The organism is Paenibacillus solani, assembly GCF_050475945.1.
GTDB classification, from domain to species: domain Bacteria; phylum Bacillota; class Bacilli; order Paenibacillales; family Paenibacillaceae; genus Paenibacillus_AQ; species Paenibacillus_AQ solani_A.
This window is the reverse complement of the sequence record NZ_JBCMXJ010000018.1, coordinates 155,091-175,601: the sequence shown is the minus strand read 5'-3', so window position 1 is coordinate 175,601 and position 20,511 is coordinate 155,091. Positions and strand designations below refer to the sequence as shown.

The 20,511-nt window shown below is 49.6% G+C and carries 16 protein-coding genes; all 16 read right to left on the bottom strand.

The window, feature by feature from the left end:
- Positions 1 to 16: 16 nt before the first annotated feature.
- Entirely contained in the window at positions 17 to 1,423 is a 1,407-nt protein-coding gene (locus ABEQ74_RS24300; RefSeq protein WP_430124785.1) for an ABC transporter substrate-binding protein, read from the bottom strand.
- A gap of 44 nt (positions 1,424 to 1,467) precedes the next feature.
- Entirely contained in the window at positions 1,468 to 1,956 is a 489-nt protein-coding gene (locus ABEQ74_RS24295) for a YhcH/YjgK/YiaL family protein (RefSeq protein WP_430124783.1), read from the bottom strand.
- 14 nt (positions 1,957 to 1,970) lie between these two features.
- A complete protein-coding gene (locus tag ABEQ74_RS24290) occupies positions 1,971 to 2,945 on the bottom strand; it encodes an ROK family protein (RefSeq protein ID WP_430124782.1) in 975 nt (324 codons plus the stop codon).
- A 3-nt stretch (positions 2,946 to 2,948) separates the two neighbouring features.
- Positions 2,949 to 3,650 (bottom strand): N-acetylmannosamine-6-phosphate 2-epimerase, encoded by a 702-nt coding sequence (locus ABEQ74_RS24285; protein ID WP_430124781.1) that lies wholly within the window; start codon positions 3,648 to 3,650, stop codon positions 2,949 to 2,951.
- 13 nt (positions 3,651 to 3,663) lie between these two features.
- Positions 3,664 to 4,581, bottom strand: coding sequence for a dihydrodipicolinate synthase family protein (locus ABEQ74_RS24280; protein WP_430124779.1), 918 nt, complete (start codon positions 4,579 to 4,581; stop codon positions 3,664 to 3,666).
- A gap of 301 nt (positions 4,582 to 4,882) precedes the next feature.
- Positions 4,883 to 6,067: a helix-turn-helix domain-containing protein gene (locus tag ABEQ74_RS24275; RefSeq protein ID WP_430124778.1), complete on the bottom strand. Its 1,185-nt coding sequence runs from the start codon at positions 6,065 to 6,067 to the stop codon at positions 4,883 to 4,885.
- Positions 6,039 to 7,844, bottom strand: coding sequence for a sensor histidine kinase (locus tag ABEQ74_RS24270; RefSeq protein WP_430124777.1), 1,806 nt, complete (start codon positions 7,842 to 7,844; stop codon positions 6,039 to 6,041). The genes ABEQ74_RS24275 and ABEQ74_RS24270 overlap by 29 nt, the downstream gene beginning before the upstream one ends.
- Before the next feature lie 264 nt (positions 7,845 to 8,108).
- Positions 8,109 to 10,337, bottom strand: a complete 2,229-nt coding sequence (locus ABEQ74_RS24265; RefSeq protein WP_430124776.1) for a helix-turn-helix transcriptional regulator — start codon at positions 10,335 to 10,337, stop codon at positions 8,109 to 8,111.
- Positions 10,338 to 10,404: 67 nt separating this feature from the next.
- Entirely contained in the window at positions 10,405 to 12,024 is a 1,620-nt protein-coding gene (locus tag ABEQ74_RS24260) for an extracellular solute-binding protein (protein WP_430124775.1), read from the bottom strand.
- 258 nt (positions 12,025 to 12,282) lie between these two features.
- Entirely contained in the window at positions 12,283 to 13,203 is a 921-nt protein-coding gene (sdaAA, locus tag ABEQ74_RS24255; protein WP_430124774.1) for an L-serine ammonia-lyase, iron-sulfur-dependent, subunit alpha, read from the bottom strand.
- On the bottom strand, positions 13,200 to 13,895 hold the full coding sequence (sdaAB, locus tag ABEQ74_RS24250; RefSeq protein WP_430124773.1) for an L-serine ammonia-lyase, iron-sulfur-dependent subunit beta: 696 nt from the start codon (positions 13,893 to 13,895) through the stop codon (positions 13,200 to 13,202). The genes sdaAA and sdaAB overlap by 4 nt, the downstream gene beginning before the upstream one ends.
- Before the next feature lie 39 nt (positions 13,896 to 13,934).
- Positions 13,935 to 15,017: a dihydrodipicolinate synthase family protein gene (locus ABEQ74_RS24245; protein ID WP_430124771.1), complete on the bottom strand. Its 1,083-nt coding sequence runs from the start codon at positions 15,015 to 15,017 to the stop codon at positions 13,935 to 13,937.
- Positions 15,018 to 16,034, bottom strand: a complete 1,017-nt coding sequence (locus ABEQ74_RS24240; RefSeq protein WP_430124924.1) for an NAD-dependent epimerase/dehydratase family protein — start codon at positions 16,032 to 16,034, stop codon at positions 15,018 to 15,020.
- A 337-nt stretch (positions 16,035 to 16,371) separates the two neighbouring features.
- Positions 16,372 to 17,445 carry a DUF4349 domain-containing protein gene (locus ABEQ74_RS24235; RefSeq protein ID WP_430124770.1) on the bottom strand — a complete coding sequence of 358 codons (1,074 nt, stop codon included), beginning with the start codon at positions 17,443 to 17,445 and terminating at the stop codon, positions 16,372 to 16,374.
- Between the two features lie 323 nt (positions 17,446 to 17,768).
- Positions 17,769 to 18,764, bottom strand: a complete 996-nt coding sequence (locus ABEQ74_RS24230) for a zinc-dependent alcohol dehydrogenase (RefSeq protein WP_430124769.1) — start codon at positions 18,762 to 18,764, stop codon at positions 17,769 to 17,771.
- Between the two features lie 104 nt (positions 18,765 to 18,868).
- Positions 18,869 to 20,485, bottom strand: coding sequence for a carbamoyltransferase family protein (locus ABEQ74_RS24225; RefSeq protein ID WP_430124768.1), 1,617 nt, complete (start codon positions 20,483 to 20,485; stop codon positions 18,869 to 18,871).
- Positions 20,486 to 20,511 lie beyond the last annotated feature (26 nt).

Here is a 20,511-nt window from a genome sequence, read left to right as displayed (position 1 = left end):
GGTATAAGGGGAAGGTTTATTTGTAGACGGTTGAGCTTTCCTTCGCCTTTTGAATCACCGCATTGCCTTGGGTTTGATAGTCTTTCACCGCTTGGGCCGGCTCTTTCTCACCAATGAAGATCGCCTGCAGTTCAGGGTAAAGAACTTGGCGCAGCTGGCTGTAGCCTGGTACGTTGCCGGTGAAGTTGAATAGATATTTCGAGTTGGCATCATATGCTGCGAAGAGCGGATATTGGTCCTTGAGCTCATCTGCAACGGAGCTGCGTACCGGAATACTATTCTTCGAAGCTTTCACCAGCTCCGGATCAGAGGAATAGAACTTCACGAAATCTTTGGCTACTTCGGTTCTCTTCTCATCGCCTGTGTTAAATACGTTCGAGCCGATTACGTAAGTGAAGGACAGTGGATCGCCGCTTTCCGAAGGGATGTTGGCAAGCCGAATATCGAATTTAGGAGCTTTGCCGCTTTCCATATCTGCTTTGGCATTGTTAAACAGAACAGCGTTTGTGAAGCTGATGGCAAGCTTCTGATTTTGGAACATGGCATTCGCATCGTTGGAGGAAACAGATTCAGCACCCGGATTGGTGTAACCGCTTGTATAAATCTTCTTAAGCCATTCAGCAGCCTTTACTCCGTTCGCATCATCCAGTACGATATTGCCTTCATCATCAAAGAATTTGTTGCCGAACATGCGCAGGTAAGCAAGATTCCATGTGTCGCCCTGGTTATTCAAACCATACAAGGCCATTGGACGTGCGCTAGGATACTGATCCTGTGGAAGATTGTTTTTCAGACCCTCCAGAATTTGCTCGTACTCGCTAAGCGTCCATGTTTTGATCTCGTTCTCTCCGCCAACAAAGCTCTCCAAGCCTGCGGCTTTGAACATATCCGCGTTGTAAGCCAGTGTGCCTGGATTGTGGGAGAACGGATAGAAATAGATATTGTCTCCGAAGGTCACGTTATCCCAGTAGCTCTGGGCGATATCCTTCTTTGAGTCTTCATCAATGATGTCATTGAGGGGTACCAGCGCGCCGCGATGAGCAAAGTCTCCCATGGCGAATACGCTTTCAAAGAAAATATCAGGCGGCGTTCCGCCGTTCAGGTTGACGTTCAGCAGCTCATCACGCTGATCGCCGGCAATCACCTGCACATTAACCTTCACGTTATATTTGTCATACTGCTTGGCGAATTTATCAGCTGCCGCTTTAAAGAAGCTGTCGTAATCGGCATTTTCTTCGGTCGCCTCATATACGCCCTTCCACTGCGGTGTGAGCCATAAGGAAATTTCCACATTTTCTTTTCCATTCGCTGCGTTTTTGTCTGTGCCACCGCTTGCTCCCGAATCTTTGCCGCCACACCCGGCAAGCAAGGTAAGCATCATAACAGATGCGGTGAACATAGCCAGAAAGCGTTTTTTTAACATGAATAGAACCCCCTTAAATGATAAGAATATAATTGATTCTGTAATTAGTCCGTCGCCTTAAACAGCGTGGTATTGATTTTAACAACGACCTTCCGAACGTTACCCGGCTCTCCTAAGGTGAGCCCTGGCCGGTGAATGTCCTCCGGGAACAATACCATGTACATCCCGGGGCTTAAGCGGATGGGTGTTTCGGATGGAATATTCCCGTAGAGCGCAGCATCCTTGTCCAGGCTATAAGGTTCTACAGGAGATAGGAGATCGCCGCCTTCGCTTAGGCTCCAGCCGATGGTTTCATCGCCTTCCAGCAGGTAATGGATGTCAAAAAACTGCTCATGTTTCTCAGCCAATTGCTCATCCTTCAGGCGGGTGGTCAGCTCAATGACTCTAGCAAACATGTCCTCGCCCTGGATCGGATACTGGCCCGGCTGAAGTGAGGCAAAATCGGTTGATGTCAAATAATCAACAGCTTTTCGTATAACCGGGTGGGCAAACGCCCGTTCAGCCTCCCAAGTGACTTGGTGTCCTATAATCATCGTTTATCCTTCCCTTATTCATCCGAATGTTTACCATCAAAAACCAGAAGCGCAGCTCCGATCATCCCGCTGTAATTCCCTTGATGAGCCTGTACGATGCTCACATTTTCCATAAAAGACTTCATGCAGCGTTTTGCCGTTTCCTTTCGCACTCGCTCAAAGAACGGCTCCCCTGCTTCCGCAACCCCGCCGCCGATAACGATCATTTCCGGGTTTAGCGCATGGATCAGTGACGCAATAGCAGCCCCTAAGGCGGCAAAGGTTTCATCCATCACTTCCATTGCAACCGGATCGCCCGATTGCCAGCGGGCAAGCACTTCTCTGGAATCTACTGCTGATGCCGGTTCGCTTCCCAGTGAGCGAAGTTTTGCCTGCATCCTGCTGGCGATTCCGGTGCCTGAAGCGTACTGCTCCAAACATCCAACGCCGCCGCATACACAAGGCAAACCGTTAAAATCCACACTGAGATGTCCAAGCTCTCCTGCACCGCCCCAAGCGCCGTGAACAAGCTTCCCACCTGTAAAGACCGCACCGCCGACGCCCGTTCCAAGCGCAATGCAGAGCATATGATTAGCTCCGCGGCCTGCCCCAAGCGTCTTTTCGGTCAGGACCAGCACATTCACATCGTTATCCACGTACACGGGCAACCCGAATCGTTTCTCGATGATACGCTTCAGAGGAACTCCCGTGTAGCCAGGAAGAATGTCAGACGCAAACCGGATGCTTCCGTCTGACTGGTCTACCTGGCCGGCCGTTCCGATGCCTATGCCCTGAATCGAATAACCGCCCTCAGACTGCGGGGCTTCAGCCATTAAAACTTCAATCGCCTCCACAATCCGGTCAGGCACCTTCTTCTCCCCGGCGAGCGTGGCGAGGTTGACCGAGTACAGGACATCTCCCTGCTTGTTCGCAATCCCGGCATGGATCTTGGTGCCTCCAACGTCGACTCCAATGGCATAAGCCTGAAGTGAATTTGCCTCATTCTTCATGCGTTACGCCTCCGATCCGATGACTTTCCGAACCGCCTCCACGTAACGTTCTGTAATCAGTTGAGGTCTGGTAATGGCGCTTCCCACAACCACGTAAGTGGCCCCTGCCTGCAAAGCTGCAGCTGCTTCTTCCGGATTCCAGATGCGTCCCTCAGCTACAACCGGTACTTGAACATCGGTTGCAAGGCGTCTCACCAAGTCCAGATCCGGCCCCTCGCTCTGCCTGCTGTAAGGCGTGTAGCCCGACAGTGTTGTACCGATAAAATCTACACCGAGCTTTTCAGCCGCTATCCCTTCCTCATAGGTGGATACATCCGCCATGACTGCAATGCCTTCTTTATGGGCGAAATCGATCAATTCAGCTGCTTTGACCAGCCGGTCCTCCCGGTCTGTGACGTCCAGCGCCACAATATCCGCACCCGCAGCGATGATCTGCACCACCTCGTCCAGCGTCGGTGTAATTAAAACGTCAGAGCCCGGTATATCCCGCTTGATCAGGCCGATGACGGGGAGATTCACCGCTTCCTTGATCGTCTTGATATCGTCCACGCCGTTGGTGCGGATACCGATGGCTCCTGATTGAAAGGCTGCTTTGGCCATCTTGGCCATGGCATCGCCGCCATGCAGCGGTTCGTGTTCCAGCGCCTGGCAGGAAACAATCAATCCTTGTTTAGCAAAAATAGCTTTATTCAATTTACGCGTCATTATTATCGGCTCCTTATCCTTTGGCCTGCTCAATATATCGGGTCAGTTTGTCATGAAGCTGGGCTACCGCTTCCTGGTCGCTATCCGTCACCGGAAGCAGAGGAAGTCTAGGCTCTCCGATATCCAATCCGCGCAGCTTCAAGAGAGCCTTGCAGCCACCGTACAGCGACGGGAACTGGAGCAGCTCGGAGATGACTTCGTTGATCTTGCCCTGCCACTCTCGTGCCAATTCCAGATTGCCTTCGTTAATGCACTCCTCCAGCTTGAGGAACAGCTCGGGCATCACACCATACGTTCCTCCAATGCCTCCGTCCGCACCAATGCTTCGCCCTGCCAGATACTGCTCATCCGGACCGTTCAGAACGAGGAAGTCGTCTCCTCCAGCCGCTTTGAACTGCTGCAGCTCGTACGTGCTCTCCGATGATATTTTGACACCGATGACTTTATCCAGTGCAGACAGCTTCTTCAAAAGCCCCGTCGATAGATGGAATCCAGTTAACTGCGGTATATGATAAATGATGAATGGCAACGATGTACTGTCGATCATGGCTCTCCAGTGGCGTTCCACACTATCCGCAGAGAGTCTGTAATAGATGGAAGGAACCGCAGATACCGCATCCGCCGATACCGATTCGGCATGGATGGCCAACTCTACGCTCTCCAGGGTCGAAGGTGCTCCGACATGGGCGATGATCGTCATTTCCCCGCCGACTTCCTGCATGACGGTTTCAAGCACCAGCTTGCGTTCTGCGGCCGATTGAAGCATACCTTCGCCGCTGCTGCCTCCCACGTAAAGCCCCTTCACCCCCGCATTCTTGTAATAACGGGCCAATTTGCGCACTGCTTGCGGATCCATCTCTCCATTGCCGTCATAACAACCATAGAAAGCAACAATGACACCTCTGAACTTGTTCAAATCATGTTTTTCCATTGTGCTGTGCTCCCCTTCTTATTGCAATTTCTATTTCTCCCTTTCACCTCAATTGAAAGGGCTTACACCAAGTATAGGGTTTGGAGTTTGGAGGCAACAGGAACGGATTTACGGACTTTATTCACAATGTTTTGATAGCGCATACATATTCACAATTTCATGGCGAAACATTCAATATTTTTAGTTTTCTGCTCGCCCTGACGCACAGTTCCGTCATAAAACACACAAAGACTGCACTCTAAAAGATCGTGACCTTTTAAAGAGCAGTCTTGGTTACGCAAGGATTTCAACCCACTTTTCTTTATTTATATTGCGCTCTGTATTTTTGCGGGCTGACTCCTTTTATTTTTTTGAAAATCCGGCCGAAGTAATTGATATTCTCGTACCCGACCTCCATGGCAATCTCATAAACAGGCAGCTGGGAGTTCATCAAGAAATGAGCCGCTTTATCTACCCGCAGTTGGTTGAGGTAATCTGTAAAACCAGTCCCAGTCTCCTTCTTGAAAATATAACTGAGATAGCTCTCACTCATGTTAACAATGTCTGCGGCTGTTCTCAGTGAAATGTCCTGCGCATAGTTCTCTTTCATGAAGTCCAGCAGGCGCTTAATATCCTCCCTCGCCGTACCGCTTACCCGATTCTCGTTCAGCATGTCCATTGCCTGGGCATAAGCAGTGCCAAGATCCTGCCAAGCTCTTACGGTTTCGCTGACCCCCACGTTCAGGGTTATGCCAAGCATCCGGCTGGACGCTCCAATCAGCAGCTCCGGCACGGCAGCAGAATCCGGTTCCGAGATCAGCAGCACGATTTCCTGGCCTTTTGTCTCAATAGGGCTGCAGACGAGCCGCTCTCCCAGCTCCGACTGAAAGAGATGCACCAGCATTTTGATGGCCGAGGACTCCTGCACGCCTTCGCGCAAAAGGCGGGGCTGTGCAATCAATAGGAAGCTGTCAGCTGGCAGTCCTTCAGTTTCCTCTGGACAATCCGCCTCCATTCCATCGGTGTAGCTCGTCTCGAGCCAGGATCGCAGCTTCCCGGATATAACTTCCTTCCGCGAGAGCCGCTGCTCTGCCAAAGCGGTATCTGAGAAATGATGCTCCCGCTTCTTGGCAATCTTATGAGACGCCTCCTCCAATATTTGAAGCAGTTCAGCCGGCTTTAAAGACGTCTTTAGAATGTAATCCTCCACGCCCATTCTCATCGCTTTCCGGACATAGTCAAACTCGTTATGGCTGCTCAGCACGATGAACAGCGTATCCGGGTACCGCTCCTTGGCTGTCTCGATCAGCTCAAGCCCGTCCATCCGGGGCATGATTATATCGGTAAGCAGAATATCCGGCACTTCCTGTTCCATTAGTTCAAGCGCTTTTACACCGTCCGGAGCATCACCAATAAAGGAAAAGCCGTGCTGTTCCCATTCGATCAACGATTTAATCCCCAAGCGTACAAGTAGTTCGTCATCGGCCAGCATCACTTTTAAGGTCATCGTGATCCCCTTCCTGCACTTTTTTGAACGGAAGCAAAAATGCCACCGTCGTCCCTTCATCAACTTTGCTGTGAATTTGGATACCGTAAGGCTCTCCATACTGAAGTCGTATACGATCATGCACATTCTTGATGCCGATGCGCTCAGGCAGCTCTTCCGATCCAGCTGCCAGCCTCGCTTCGAGCTCCTGCAGCTTCTCGGGAGAAATGCCGACACCGTTATCTTCAACCGTCAATAGGATGTGGTCGTCCTCCAACCAGGCTCGGACAAGGATTCTGCCTGCTCCGTTCATCGGCTCAATGCCATGAATCAGGCTGTTCTCGATCACAGGCTGCAGCATGATTTTGATGACTTCCTGATCCATAAGCTCATCATCAATGTCATATTCCATCGACAGCTTGTCGTTAAACTTCATTTTCATCAGCTCAATATAATTCTCGATATACTGAATTTCCTGCCGCAGCGGAATCAGCGTTCCGCCACGCCCGATACTCTGCTCAAGAACAGCTCCCAGGCTGGAGAGCATGTCGCCGACTTCTTTATCATTGCGTATATAAGCCATCCACTTAATATTGTTCAGTGTATTCAATACGAAATGCGGGTTGATCTGCGCCTGGAGCGCGCGAAACCGCATATCCTCCTTCTGCTGATACTCGTCTTTCACCCGGTTTAGCAGCTGACGAATTTCAGTGACCATCTTGTTGTAAGTTTCAATAAGAGACGAAATTTCCTTCGGACCTGCCACTGACAATACGGAATGGAAATCTTTCTCCTCCAGCACCTGCATCCGTTTCTTCAACAGCTTCAGGGGACGAGACATCCCGTATGAAATAGACAGTGTGATCACAGCAAAAATACCAAAGATCAGCAGCACAATGAGTGATTTGGTTTTGCGGAGATCGTATATCTCTTTAAAGACCGCATCGTAAGGAACCTTCTGTACGATTTTCCACCCGTTCAAATCAACGGTATCAAAATTCACGATGTATTTCTGGTCCGCATTCTCCACCATGGCCTGCCCTCTGCGTTTTGTCCACAAGCTGGACATATAAGACTCTTCGGCGACACTCTTGCCGATCATCTCCCTGTTCGGACTGGAGACGATATTCCCCTCTTTATCCACAAGATACACATCGCCCTCAAGTCCGGTCAAATATTTGCGAATGTCTTTCTCGGTGACGCTGAATACGATCATGCCAATATTCTGATTGGTCTGAAGCTCTGTGATACTCTTCACAAGGGATAAAATCGGCTCACGGTCCGTATATAGAAACTGCTGGTTATTAAACATCCAGCGGATTTGATAAGGGCGGCTTATCATCTTCTCATACCAGTCGGAATGAATGTACTCCTGATAACGGCTCTCCTCCAGATAGCGGGTGCTATACCAATTCCCGTGACGGTCGAAAAGAGTAACATAGGTATTCGAGAAATACGAGCTGAACGAACGGTTAAGCGTAACATCATTCAGTCTGAGCTTCTGCCAATGAGTGAAGGCATCCGGATCCTTAAGCATTTTCTTTGTGTCATCATTGGTGGTGATATCGACTGCGGAGTTCAGCATATCCTCCAAAAACAATTGAACGTTAAAGGTCATCAGAACCAGTGCATCCTGCGAAGACTTTGAAATCTTCTGTTCGATCGCTCTCTCCATAGGCTTATCCAAATACTGATTGGAGAGCAGAAATGGAATAACCAAAAACAGCAGGATGGAGAAAAAAATTCGGTTGCGGATCGAGTTCAATCCGCTGGCCCATTGCTTGAAACGCTCCATCATAAGGTCATCCCCCCTGCTGACATGCATGCTTCTATCCCTAAGTCTAGGGCCCGCACCATGGTTTTGTAAAGGCTTTCTAAATGGCTTGTTTATCCACCTGGTACTCCTAAAAGGCCTGCCGGAATTAAAAAGAGTACCCGTCAATGACGGATACTCTGATGAAATGACTGTATCTCGATAGCGCGCTGTAGTCAATCGGTTTTAGGGAGCAGCCGTTTCGTTGATTCGCGGATAGCACCTTCATATGAACGATTCTGCTCCGCTTTATTTTCCTGATGTCTTTCGATATTCGCTCGGTGAGACACCGTAATATCTTTTAAAGGTTGTCGTGAATGTGGACGAGTTCGAGTACCCCGTCATCTCCCCGATTTTGGCAATGCTGAGGTCTGTATTGCGCAGATATTCACGCGCATGCGATAATCGGACCTTGTTCAAATACTCTACATAATTCACGCCGAATGTTTTCTTAAAATAATTCGAGAAATATTTGGGGCTCGTATCCAGCACCTCAGCCATATGGTCCAGGTACAGATTCTCCATATAATGAAGCTCGATATATTGAGTAATAAACGCCGGGTTCAGCTTGCTGCGCGGATCGTGGTTACGCATGTTCGCAATCACCGGGATCACCTCAACGAGCGCATCCACAATCTCCTTATAAGTAAATGCCTGATCGACCTTGTCGATAAAAGCGCTTTCCAAACGAAACAACTCGGTACGGTCTGCCTTAGAAGACTCCACCTGCTGTAGGACGATAAAAAACATGCTCTTGGCAATATGGATCATCTGATGATGATGAATCTGTACTGAGACATTTTCCTGAATGATTTCATTGACGATCCGCAGCCCTTCCTCCACTTTACCACTCAGCATGCAATTGCTCAGCTTTTCAATCTCCTGGAGTGGGAAGTACAGCTCAGGGACATACCGGATTCGTTCTGTGTCGATGACACAGTTATCCTCGTTTACATGCCTGTACAACAGCCCGTCCTTAATATCTTCAGAGGCAGCGCGGCAGTTGCTGATCTTAGATTCGTAAGAGCGACTGACACATCCCCATACATCGAATGACTGCAAATAACCCTTCTTGGCGGCCTCAAGAAATTGCTCAAACTTCTGCACGATCTTCATGCGCTCCGATGGCTGGTCAAACCCGATCAGCGCCAGAAACTTCAAATGCTCGGTATGGTAAACGATCGCATGCTCATAACACTCAGCCAGATCCTTCCTGATTGTTGCCGTTAATTCCTCCAGCACAAACTCGCTTTCAGTGTCAGGCTTTAAGTAGATAGCTGCCATAACGAAATGCCTGCTCTGGAAAAAATGCGTGTACTGCTTCTGCATTTGAATTTCCTGTTCACGCGAATGACTCTGTCCGTCCAGGGTCTGCAGGAACACGCCTCTCCGTATTTCCTCCTCAACAAGTTCCATTTGCTTCTTGAGCGATTCGTTCTCCCGCTGCACTTTGATGATGCCACTCTGAATCTTTACAAAATCATTCCCCTTGAGCGTGTTGCCTCCAAGCAGCTTGACGATATTTTTGACAGGTCGATACAGGTAGACGCTTAGCAGAAGCGACAACAGCACGGCCAGTACAATCGCTCCGTACATAATCCACTGGTTGGCATTGGTCACGGAATCGATATTTTGAAATTTGTAAGGCAGCTTGTTGATATAGATGAACCCGTTATAGTCAGACTTATAAAAATTGTATTCGTAATTGCCATTCGTCAGGGAAGCTTCCTGAGAAGGATTAAAGTACACGTCGTTCAAAATGTCGACCAAGTCCAGGTCCTTCTCCGTGCTGAGGATGACGTTACGATTGGAGTCCAGAACGATCAGCGAAGCACCAGGAATCATTGAATTCAGATCGATTCCTTTCAACAGCTTGCTTACATCGATAAAAATCATGAGGTTCTTGTTTGACATCCGGACCTTGTTCCCGTCCACCGCAACCATCAAATTGCGTCCATAGCCACTGTTAAGATCCGCATAATCCTCGGCTGGAAATACGGTAAATCCATGCTCGGAACGCATAAAATTTCGCCAAAACATAGAGTTATAGCGCTGCGATATGTAACGTCTATCAAAGAGAGTGTCCAGGCTGCTCGTTCCCCGGGTCGTAATGGCAAGATCACGATCATTGAATGAGATGATCACGTCCTCCACAATATCCAAATTGGACACAATGCTTGTTAAGCTGTCCTGCAAGGATATGACCTTCTCCATGTCAAGCCCACCCGCGTCCGTCAGAATCCGGTCCGAAGGAAGCGCATGAATGTTGAAAATAAGATTGTTGACGGAGGAGAAGCTGGTATCAAACGATTGAATGACGTTTTTGATCACCATTCGGTTGTTGTCGCTCACCTTTTCATATATTCCGCTGATAGAATTTTTGTACACAATGTAATTGAATATGAACATGATGCCGATGACCAGTTGCAGAGCGAAGAATATCTGAAGCAGTCCTCTCTTGGCGATCAATCGATTCATTATGGATTCACCTTTCTTGAAGTCATCCCTTCATATTCAACATGCATGGCTACGGTCCCTTCCCTGCTTAATTCGCAGCTTTATCCAGTCTCTTCTGGGCGGCGTTGAAAATATCGACGATCTGCTTCGCGCCCTGCTTTTCGGCTTGTACCTGCCACTGCTGCCACTGCATGTCGCCATAGTCTTTGTTCAGAATGTATTTCGCATTGAATTCATCCGCCATTTTTTTCAGTGATGTTTGAATTTCCGCAATGGCGTATGTTTCGTCGTCCGTGAAATTCAGAACTGGATCTAGCTGTTCAAATTTGTTGCCATCCAGCAGCTTATTCTGAGCTTCCTGTTCCTTCTCCGTATAGTTGAAATACACGCTGCGCTTGTCGGCATTGATATACAAGCCCTGCAGCCATAGGCCATACCGGTCCTCCAGCACGCTGATATCCACCAGTGGAACGTCCGCCAGCTCCGGATAAATAGCTTTATCACCTTCAATCCTAAACGTCTCGCCTTCTACACCCATTGTTACCAGTGTCGCACCAGATGGGCTAGTCAAATAATCCAGCAGCTTCAGTGCTGCTTCTTTGTTATCATTGTTCGCTACGGCGATACTGAAGCCATTCGTAATGCTCTCAAGCGTCTTGCCATTGCCCGTTGGACCGATAGGATTGCCGTAGCGGAGGTCATAGTTAGGGTTCTGGTCTTTTACTTGGTTATAGAACAGGTCCAGTCGGCCGATCCAGTCATAGGTAACAAAGGATTTATTACCGCTCGTCATCTTCGCCGTCCAGGAATCGTCGGTATCCGTCATGAATTCCGGATCGAGGAGCTCTTCCTTGTACAGCTTCTTCATGAAATCGAGCATGTCCTTATGCTCTGGTTGTACGGTTGCATATTTCCAGACCTTAGCCGCCTCGTCGTAATATACCGGATAGTTCGCGCCGCCAATGCCCCATCCGTATGCCCAGTCGCGAAAAATATTCTCTTTTGTCTTGGAAGCGTACGGATAGGAATCCGGATAAGCCTCCTTCAGTTTTTTGAGCGCTTGATAGAACTCCTCGGTGTTCGTCCACTCCTTAATGCCTTGTTCGTCGAAAATGTCCTTACGGTACAGGTAGCCATGATTCACGTCACGGTTGATATTCGCCACCGGCCAGGTATAAATGTTCCCGGCTTCATCTCCGTAAGAAGGAATCACCCAAGGATTCTCGTCAACATACATACGTTTGAAATTCGGCAGCATGTCGAGATGATCGTTGATCGCAACAACCGCCTTCTGTTTGCCGATCTTCTTCAACTCCGATGGCGTCAAGCCATGGAAAATATCCGGCAGCTTGCCGGAGGCGACCGTCACCTTCAGCTTGTCGTTGTACGTGGACGCTGAGTACGCCTGGAAGTTGATTTTAATCCCTGTGCGCTTTTCGATTTCTTTGGCAAGCAGTGAATCATTAAGGTTGGTCTTCTCACTTACCACCATCCATGTAATTGTGGTCGGCTTATGCACCAGCGGTAGCGTAAGCCCACCTGTATCTCCGTATGGGGCCAGACCAACCACAGCAGGTGCTGCTTCCTGACCGTCTCCCATCTCAGGTGCCGTCCCCCCGCCTCTCCCGCTGCAAGCAGCAAGCATCGACGCGATCATGGTTAATACAATTGCCATACGAAATAAAAACCATGATTTTGGTCTTCTCATACAGGCGTCCCCTACTTTCATGTAAAGTTTGCTCACGATTTCTCACACGTTCCTACAATACAACTACACAGACTTCTCTTTTGTACTCATACTAGCACTCACTTCTTCGACAGACCAGAGGGTTCTTCGCCGTTCCTGTCCAATATGCCTGGCTTATTTTAAGGATACTTCGTGTTCGCAACCTTGACCTTCCCGAATCAAAAGAAGGAGCCACCTTAGTGACTCCACGATAATGTCCAAAACAACCCCAGTTTTCGGCTATTCTCCCTTTCCCTTTGCTCCCTTTTCGCGCAGCTTCTTGCCTTCCTTACCGTAGAGATCCTTCAAAATTTTCTTACCAGTCGGCGTCTGCGCAAGCCCGCCCTTGGCGGTCTCCCGATGTTTGGCAGGCATGGCCGTGCCAACCTCCAGCATAACATCGATCACTTCATCCGACGGGATAACGCTTCGAACGCCGGCCAGCGCCATATCCGAAGCCGCCAGCGCGGTAACTGCACCGAAACCGTTGCGTACGATGCATGGGATTTCTACCAGTCCTCCGACCGGGTCGCAGATGAGACCCAGCGAGTTTTTCAGTGCAAGCCCTACGGCATGAACTGCCTGCTCCGGAGTGCCGCCGCGAAGCTCTGTCAATGCACCTGCCGCCATGCCGATCGCAGAACCCACCTCGGCTTGACAGCCTCCTTCTGCTCCCGATATGAATGAATTATTTGCAATCACATACCCGATGGCTCCCGCACTGAACAGCCCCATGACCAGGTAATCGTCATCCCATCCAAATCGCTGCTGCACGCTGACAAACACACCTGGAATAATGCCACATGAGCCAGCGGTTGGGGTGGCAACAATCCGTCCCATGGACGCATTCACTTCCGATACGGACAGGGCATAGGCGAGCGCCGTGCAAGCATCGGTGCCCAGCGCAGGCACGCCCGTCGACATATATTCGTGGACGCGGACGGCATCCCCTCCGGTCAGACCGCTCTTCGACGGAACCGGTTCATGGATGCCCCGGTGAACGGCCTCCTTCATAATGCCGTAATAATCGGACATTTGCTTAAATATTTCCTCCCGGCTTTTACCGGTTTCCTTGATCTGCTCTTGCAGCATCAGCTGACCGATCGTTACCTGATCCTTCTCGCAACAGGCCATGATGTCTTTCAATGTGGAAAACTTCATGAGGCTGCCTCCTCCTCTGTCGTCAGATCCGCAAATACGACGCGATGCACACTCGGCAAGCTCTCAATATGCTTTATCAGCTCCAGTGGAACGGCCTCGTCCGATTCGACGACAGTTATGGCATCGCCGCCTCGTCCCTTACGATCAACGTCCATATAGGCAATATTGACGCCTCCGCCCTCAAGCAGTCGGGTGATATGCGCTACCATGCCTGGCGTATCGTCATGGAAGACCAGCAGCACCGGGTAGTTCGTCGTGAATTTAACGTCAAAGCCGTTCACCTGCAGCATCTCAACGCTGCCTCCGCCAATGGAAGCCCCCACAATACGATCTTCGCGCTCCTCACGTTCTCTGCTTGCTAATCTAAGCTCCACCGTATTCGGATGAAAAGCAACATTCTGCGCTGTCTTGAAGGTCAGATGCATACCTGCCGCCTCGGCCAGTTCAATAGAATTGCGGATGCGCATATCATCCGTAGCAAAATCCAGCAGCCCGCCGACGACAGCCAAGTCCGTACCGTGACCGCGGAAAGTATCGGCAAAGGAGCCGTAAAATACGATTTCCGCCTGGTCGGGGAACGCACCGAATATGCGCCGCGCTGCCCTTCCGATTCGGACGGCTCCCGCGGTATGGGAGCTCGATGGCCCCACCATACTCGGTCCTATAATTGAAAACACATCTTTAAACCGCATGCGCGATTCCCCACTTTCGACTATTCTGCCTTCATTCTATCAGTCTAAAAGCCATTCTTCCAACTGTTCACGAATAAAGTCGTCGTCATTCAGATGCGGATATTCGCGGTAAACCCGGTCAATTTCTTCAGCCTGCCCGGGCGACAGCGTCTCATTCGGATTCAGGCACCAGGTGCCCTTCAGCAATCCTTGACGCCGGAGCACTTCGTGTATCCCCGGGATACATCCGGCAAACTCGTGCGCCGGGTCAAAGAAGGCCGCATTGCAATCCGTGATCTCCACATTGCGCATTAGCCATTCCTTGGATACACTTCCAGCCTTCCTCGCCTCCTTGATTTCCTCCAGCAGCTCGACCGCTTTTTGGGTCCATACAGCCCAGTGACCGAGCAGTCCGCCAACGATCTCCTTCTCTACAGGCACCCCGTCGACCTGAAAGCGGTACGTGGTCAGCAGATCGTTCACGATATTATCGTCATTGCCAGTATACAGCGCAATCTCGTCTCTGCGGCTTGAATAGCAGACGGCACGCACAACATCAATCGTCTGATAACGATTGAAAGGTGCCATCTTAATCGCAACAACGTTCGGGATCTCGGCAAAGGCCCGCCAGAAATCAAAGGAAAAGATCTTTCCGCCAACTGACGGCTGCAGATAGAAGCCGATGACCGGCATCACAGCTGCGATCGACTCGGTCCGCTTCAGAATGTCTTCCTCGCTCCAGCTATCGAGGCCGCCCATGCTGAGGAGCACTGCATCATAACCGAGCTTCCGCGCTATCTCTGTCTCCTCAAGTGCTTGCGGAGTCGGGCCGCAGACGCCAGCGACCATGATGAACGGGCGCTCAAGCTTTGCCTTGCTGATCTCTTCAGCCGCCAGACGCAGCACCGGTTCATACAGATCAATGCCGGGCTCGCGTATCTCAAACTGGGTCGAATGCACGCCTACTGCGATACCACCAGCGCCAGAGGCCGCATAATAACGGGACAGTGCCCGTTGACGGCGTTCATCCAGCTTCCGGTTCTCGTCCAAGGCGAGAGGGTGAGCGGGAATAACGAGCCCTTGATGAAGCGCTTCCAGTTTTTCAGGTGCCAATTGCACGGTTGCCCAGGTCTGTCCGCTCATTTAGAATTTCCCCTTTCGCTCTTGGAAGTGTGTTGGCTTATTCCAGCTTTCGCCTCCACCTTGTACCCATGCTGCGGTCCAATCGATCATTTGCAGCAGGGATACCTTTGGATAGCCGAACAGCTGATGCGACTTCGACGCATTATTCAGCAGTGCTGTCTCGGATTCCGTGCCATTAAACTGTGCCTCTTTCCCCATCCGTTTGGCCAATTCCTGTGCCGCCCAGCGGATCGACATCGTCTCCGGCCCGGTAATATTGATAATCTCCGGCGGGTTACTGCAGTGCAAGAGAGAGCGTAGCGCCATTTCGTTTGCATCCCCCTGCCATATAATATTCGCGTGTCCCATTGTCAGGTCAATCGGGCGGTCCTCGTGGATAGACTTGGCCAGCTCATGCAGCACGCCGTACCGCATATCGATGGCGTAATTAAGACGGTAAATAGCCATCGGCGTTCCATTTTGATGAGAGAAATATTCAAAGACACGTTCCCGGCCCAGACAGGACTGTGCATATTCGCCAATCGGTTCCGGTGCAACCGATTCGTTCACACCACCACTCCCTACTGGGGAGAAGGGATATACATTACCCGACGAGAACACAACGATTTTGGATTGCTTGAACTTTTCGGCGACCCGTCCCGGCAAATATGAATTCATCGCCCAAGTGAAATACTCGCGTCCTGCCGTACCAAATTTATTTCCGGCCATATAGATAACGTTCGGAGACTCCGGCAGCATCTGGAGCTCTTGATCGTTTAACAGGTCGCACGAGATTGTGTGGACACCCGCTTCCTCCAGCTCGCGTCTGGCCTCCTGGTTGGAGAACCGGGACACACCGATAATCCGCTTGTTCCCGCCCCCTTCACGAACAGCGTTTGCTGCCAGTCTCGCAAGGCTCGGACCCATTTTCCCCCCGACGCCCAGTACTACAATATCGCCATCCAATGACGCTAGGTCAGCGACCAGCTGTTCCGAAGGCTCGGCAAGCTTACGCTCCAGTTCTGCAACGGTTAACATCATTCCATCTCCTCCTCGTATTGATTCTCTTTTCATCATACGAGGAGACATGATATAAAGACAAATCTTTAAATCGTCTTTAAATCGATGGAGGTTAGGGCAAGTACGTAAAATGTTCCTGCAATCGCTGTTGGTTTCAGATTTCTTGATTTTATAGAACCTATTCGTGCGAGTTCAAAAAGTCGGTTTTTAAGCACCCAAGCTTATGCTTCCGAAGTGCGTTTTTTCAAAACGCTTTAGGTTAGATGAAGCTAGGGCGTTAGGAGCGAGCTACACATTTTCGCAGAAAACGCCTTCGGAAGCATTTGCTTAAGCCCGGGCTGAATTCAAGATTCATTCATTTTTCCTCGTCCTTTTGGCCGTTCGGATGCTCTTCCTCAGGTGCCTTTCCGCTGTTGAGCAGCTTTCGCTTTTGGGCTGCCTCTTCCCGTTTCCGCCGTCCCGATTTTCGGGCCAGCCATAGAATGAGCAGAACGAAGGCCGCGATGACCAATATTGGAAGTGATCCGGAAAGGATAACGATTATCCATTGGACGATAATGGTAATCACATCGATACTGCCCTGAAAAGCTTCGGAAACCCGCTGCCCGAGCGGCGCCTGGATGGCGGACCCTTTGGGATCATCCTTTTTCTGCGGCATCTCGTAAAGCCTGATTTCTACTGTGGAATAGGACACGTTCTGGTCAATGTAACGCATCCGTCCTTTCATCTGCTCGATTTCCGATTGAATCCGCTCCAGCTCGTTAGCAAAAGCAACAAGGTCGGTTGTTTTGGTCGCCTGTTTCATGAAGGCTACATACTGCTCCTCCATAATTTGCTTGGCCTTGAGCCTGGATTCCAAATCGACGTATTCCTCGGTCGCGTCCTGCCCTTCGATACTTCGCTGCAGATTTTCATGCGCGATGTTCTCCAAATGGTTTAAAAAGGAGGAGAAACCGTTCGCAGGAACTTTCACAATAAATGTGCCGCCTTTTTCACTGCTGGATTGAGTTTCGCTGAAATTAACGATATAGCCGCCGGAAAGCGTCACTGAGTTCCGGACTTCTGACTGTGCCTTCCCATAATCCTGAATTTCTATCACAATATTTGCTTTGTACATCAGCTTTTTGTTGAGCCCGCTCGACAAATCCTGCGAATTAAAACCTGCGCCGGAAGTCTGAGCAGGCGATGGCATATTCGGAAGCCCCGCATCAGGCGATGCCGGCACCTCTGCGCTGTCATTGCTCTCCGCCTCGGTTACATTTTCGGCCGCCGCCCCTCCCTCTGTGTTTGAGGCTTGATCCGCCATTGATGCTTGCGTATGGGTTTCCGCAGCACCTACGGCATTTTTGCTTTGAGAACCTGAAGAGCAGCCGCTAAACAGCAATACGATAAGCATCAACGCAGCAATCCATAAACCCCGCCTTCTCATACTTTATCCCCCCTATAGATGGATATTTTTCCATTTTATCTACTAACGGTTCCATCATATGGATGGTTGCGGGGGAGATAAAAAATTATCACATCGGGTCTGGTCCAACGCAAAAAACGCCTCCTCCGTCGCATAACAGAAGAGGCGCACATTCGCAAAGCAATTTCATATTTTATTCCAAAAACTAAATCTGTAAATCTGCCTTGGTCTGCGCCTAGGTACCTGCTCGATCCCTCAGATTCAGACCAATCCATGGATAGTCTGCAATCTATCGAAAAATCAGCAAGCGAAATAACCGATGCAAATAGTTTCACAAAATAATTTTAGTACTTAATTAATGAAGCCAGTATTTTGCTGTCCGATTCGTATTTTTCATAGGCATGATCCGCTTGGTCCAGCTCGAACAGATCCGTAATTAAAGGCTGTACTGAAATCCTTTTCTCTGATAACAACCGAACATACTCCCCAACATTTCTTCCTTCCGTCCAACGCACAAAACCGACCGGATAATCCCGATTTTCTTTTTCGTACTGATTATCGTACCGTCCTGGTCCGCCTGCTCTGGAGATCAATACGCGTGCTTCCTTCTTGAACATTGCTGCCCGGGAGAACTCCATCGTTAAATTGCCGACGATGACCACACTTCCCCGGTCCCGCAGCCACTCAAACGAGCTATTGATCAATTCCTCACCGGGGCCGCCTGCGCATAGAATGATGGAATCGAAGCCATGACCATCCGTTAAAACATCAAGCTGTTCTTCCAAATCCTCCGTACGTTCAAAAACTTGCGACAAGCCTTGCTGCTTAAGTAATTCCACACGCTCACTGCTTAGATCCAGACCTACCGTTCTGTAGGCGGCAGCTGAAGCAATTTGCGCCACTAAATTCCCTAATATCCCCAGCCCCACAACAAGTACCGATTCTCCGAATCGCAAATCCGCGATGCGTAAAGCATGAATCGCAATGGCACCCAAACCGGTAAATGCGGCTTCTTGTGAACATACATGCTCGGGTACAGAGGTGATCAGATTCGTTGGAACGGCCAATATCTCTGCATGCTGTACGAAAGGAGAGCCGTAACATGCGACACGCTCGCCAATCTCATAATCGGTTACCCCTTCTCCTAACTGTTCGATTCGGCCAACCGCGCTATATCCCATCATGACGCTCTTTCCAGCCGAATTCTTAATGATGCCCATTTCCGTTCCTGGACTAATTCCTGAAAACTCCGTTCGTATGAGAACATGGCCTTCCTTTAGTTCCGGTACATCCACTTCAATTACGGCTGCTTTTCCATCTCTAGCTGCTACTGCCTTCATTTGGTTTACCTCCAGCACTTCATTATGTGTTTTTTATATCTTATTATGAGAACTTCTACCAGAGTACTTCATTTCATAACAAATCTAGCCTTTTAACACGATTCTCATTTCTTTTTGCGGATCAGCCACTTGTCCAATACGAGAGCATCAAGATCAATATTAAGAAAACAGCGTACAGCATCCGCTGGCGTTTCAACAATCGGTTCCCCATTATCGTTAAATGAGGTATTCAATAGAATCGGTGTCCCCGTCAAACGCTGAAAAGAAGACAATAGCTGGTGCAGTTTTGGATTAATCGTTCTCGATACCGTTTGCACCCGCCCCGTACCGTCCTCATGTGTAATCGAGGGAACTTCACTCCGCTTCTCTTCCAAAATATATGGAACCAGCAGCATATAATAGGATGGGTGCTCCATCGAAAAATATGTCGGCTGCTCCTCTTCCAGTACGATCGGTGCGAACGGACGAAATGCTTCCCTATGCTTGATCCGGGAGTTAATTAAATCCTTCATATCCTTCCTACGGGCGTCAGCCAAAATACTTCGGTTTCCGAGCGCACGCGGACCGATTTCAGAGCAGCCCTGGAACCACCCGATAATCTCGCCTTGATCTAAAATGCTGGCCACAGAGCCATACAGATCGTCCGGCGACTCCACAGTAATATGTTCACTATACCGCTGCAGTGCACTCTCGTAATCTTCTGCGCTATATGCTCTGCCCAAGTATGGAGAAAATGGGATGGATACATCCCCTCTCGGCTGATTCATCTTGACGTGGTGCCCGTAATAGGCGCTTCCGATCGCCGTTCCAGCATCCCCGGCTGCAGGCTGCACAAAAATACGCTCGAATGGAGTCTCCTCCAAAATTTTATAGTTGGCAACGCTATTCAGCGCCACACCACCTGCAAGACATAAGTGACGGGACCCCGTTCTCGCATGTAGATACCGGCAGGCTTTGATCATTGCTCTTTCCAAATGATATTGTCCGGCATATGCGATATCCGCCTTGGCCTGAAAACGCTGCTCCTCATCCCGAATGACCCCGACGGTGTGGCGAATAAATTTTTTCATTTCCTGAATATGCTCTTTGCTTTGGATAAACCGTCCTTCGTCATCCATCGTGTAGAAGCGTTCGAATTCCTTGACGTATGCCGTTGAACCATAAGGTGCCAATCCCATGGTCTTTCCGTTCGTCAGCTTGTGAAAACCGATGCCATTGCTTAACACATCATAAAAATAACCCATTGAATTTTCCACAGGCGAAAGCACCTGGTTCCATTCCATTTTCCCTGTTATTTTTAAGAGCTCTTGAATTTCAGTGCCCTTCCCATAGTAATAGGTTGTGGTCTCATTGAGACCGCCTATCTCACTGCCTGCCCCGTCGACGACGAGAATGGCCGCTTCTTCGAACGGCGATGGATAATAGGCGCTGGATGCATGGGCAAGATGATGGTTCATCAGGACCATCCGGTCCCGGTACGGCTTGTAATAATTGCGGTCTATAATATCATTGCCTATGATGAGATCGATCTCTGATAGCGTTAGACCTTGGCTTTCCAGACAATAGAGAGCCGCTTGATTTCCAGACGATTTGACATCCAGATCCAGGGAATGCTTGATTCTGGTAATGCGCTCCTCTTCAATCGCGACAGCTATCTTTCCATCCAACATCAGGCAAGCGGAAAAATCATGACTCGATCCACCAAGTGCCAATATATTCATCGAATCCCCTCCGTATAGTGATGCCA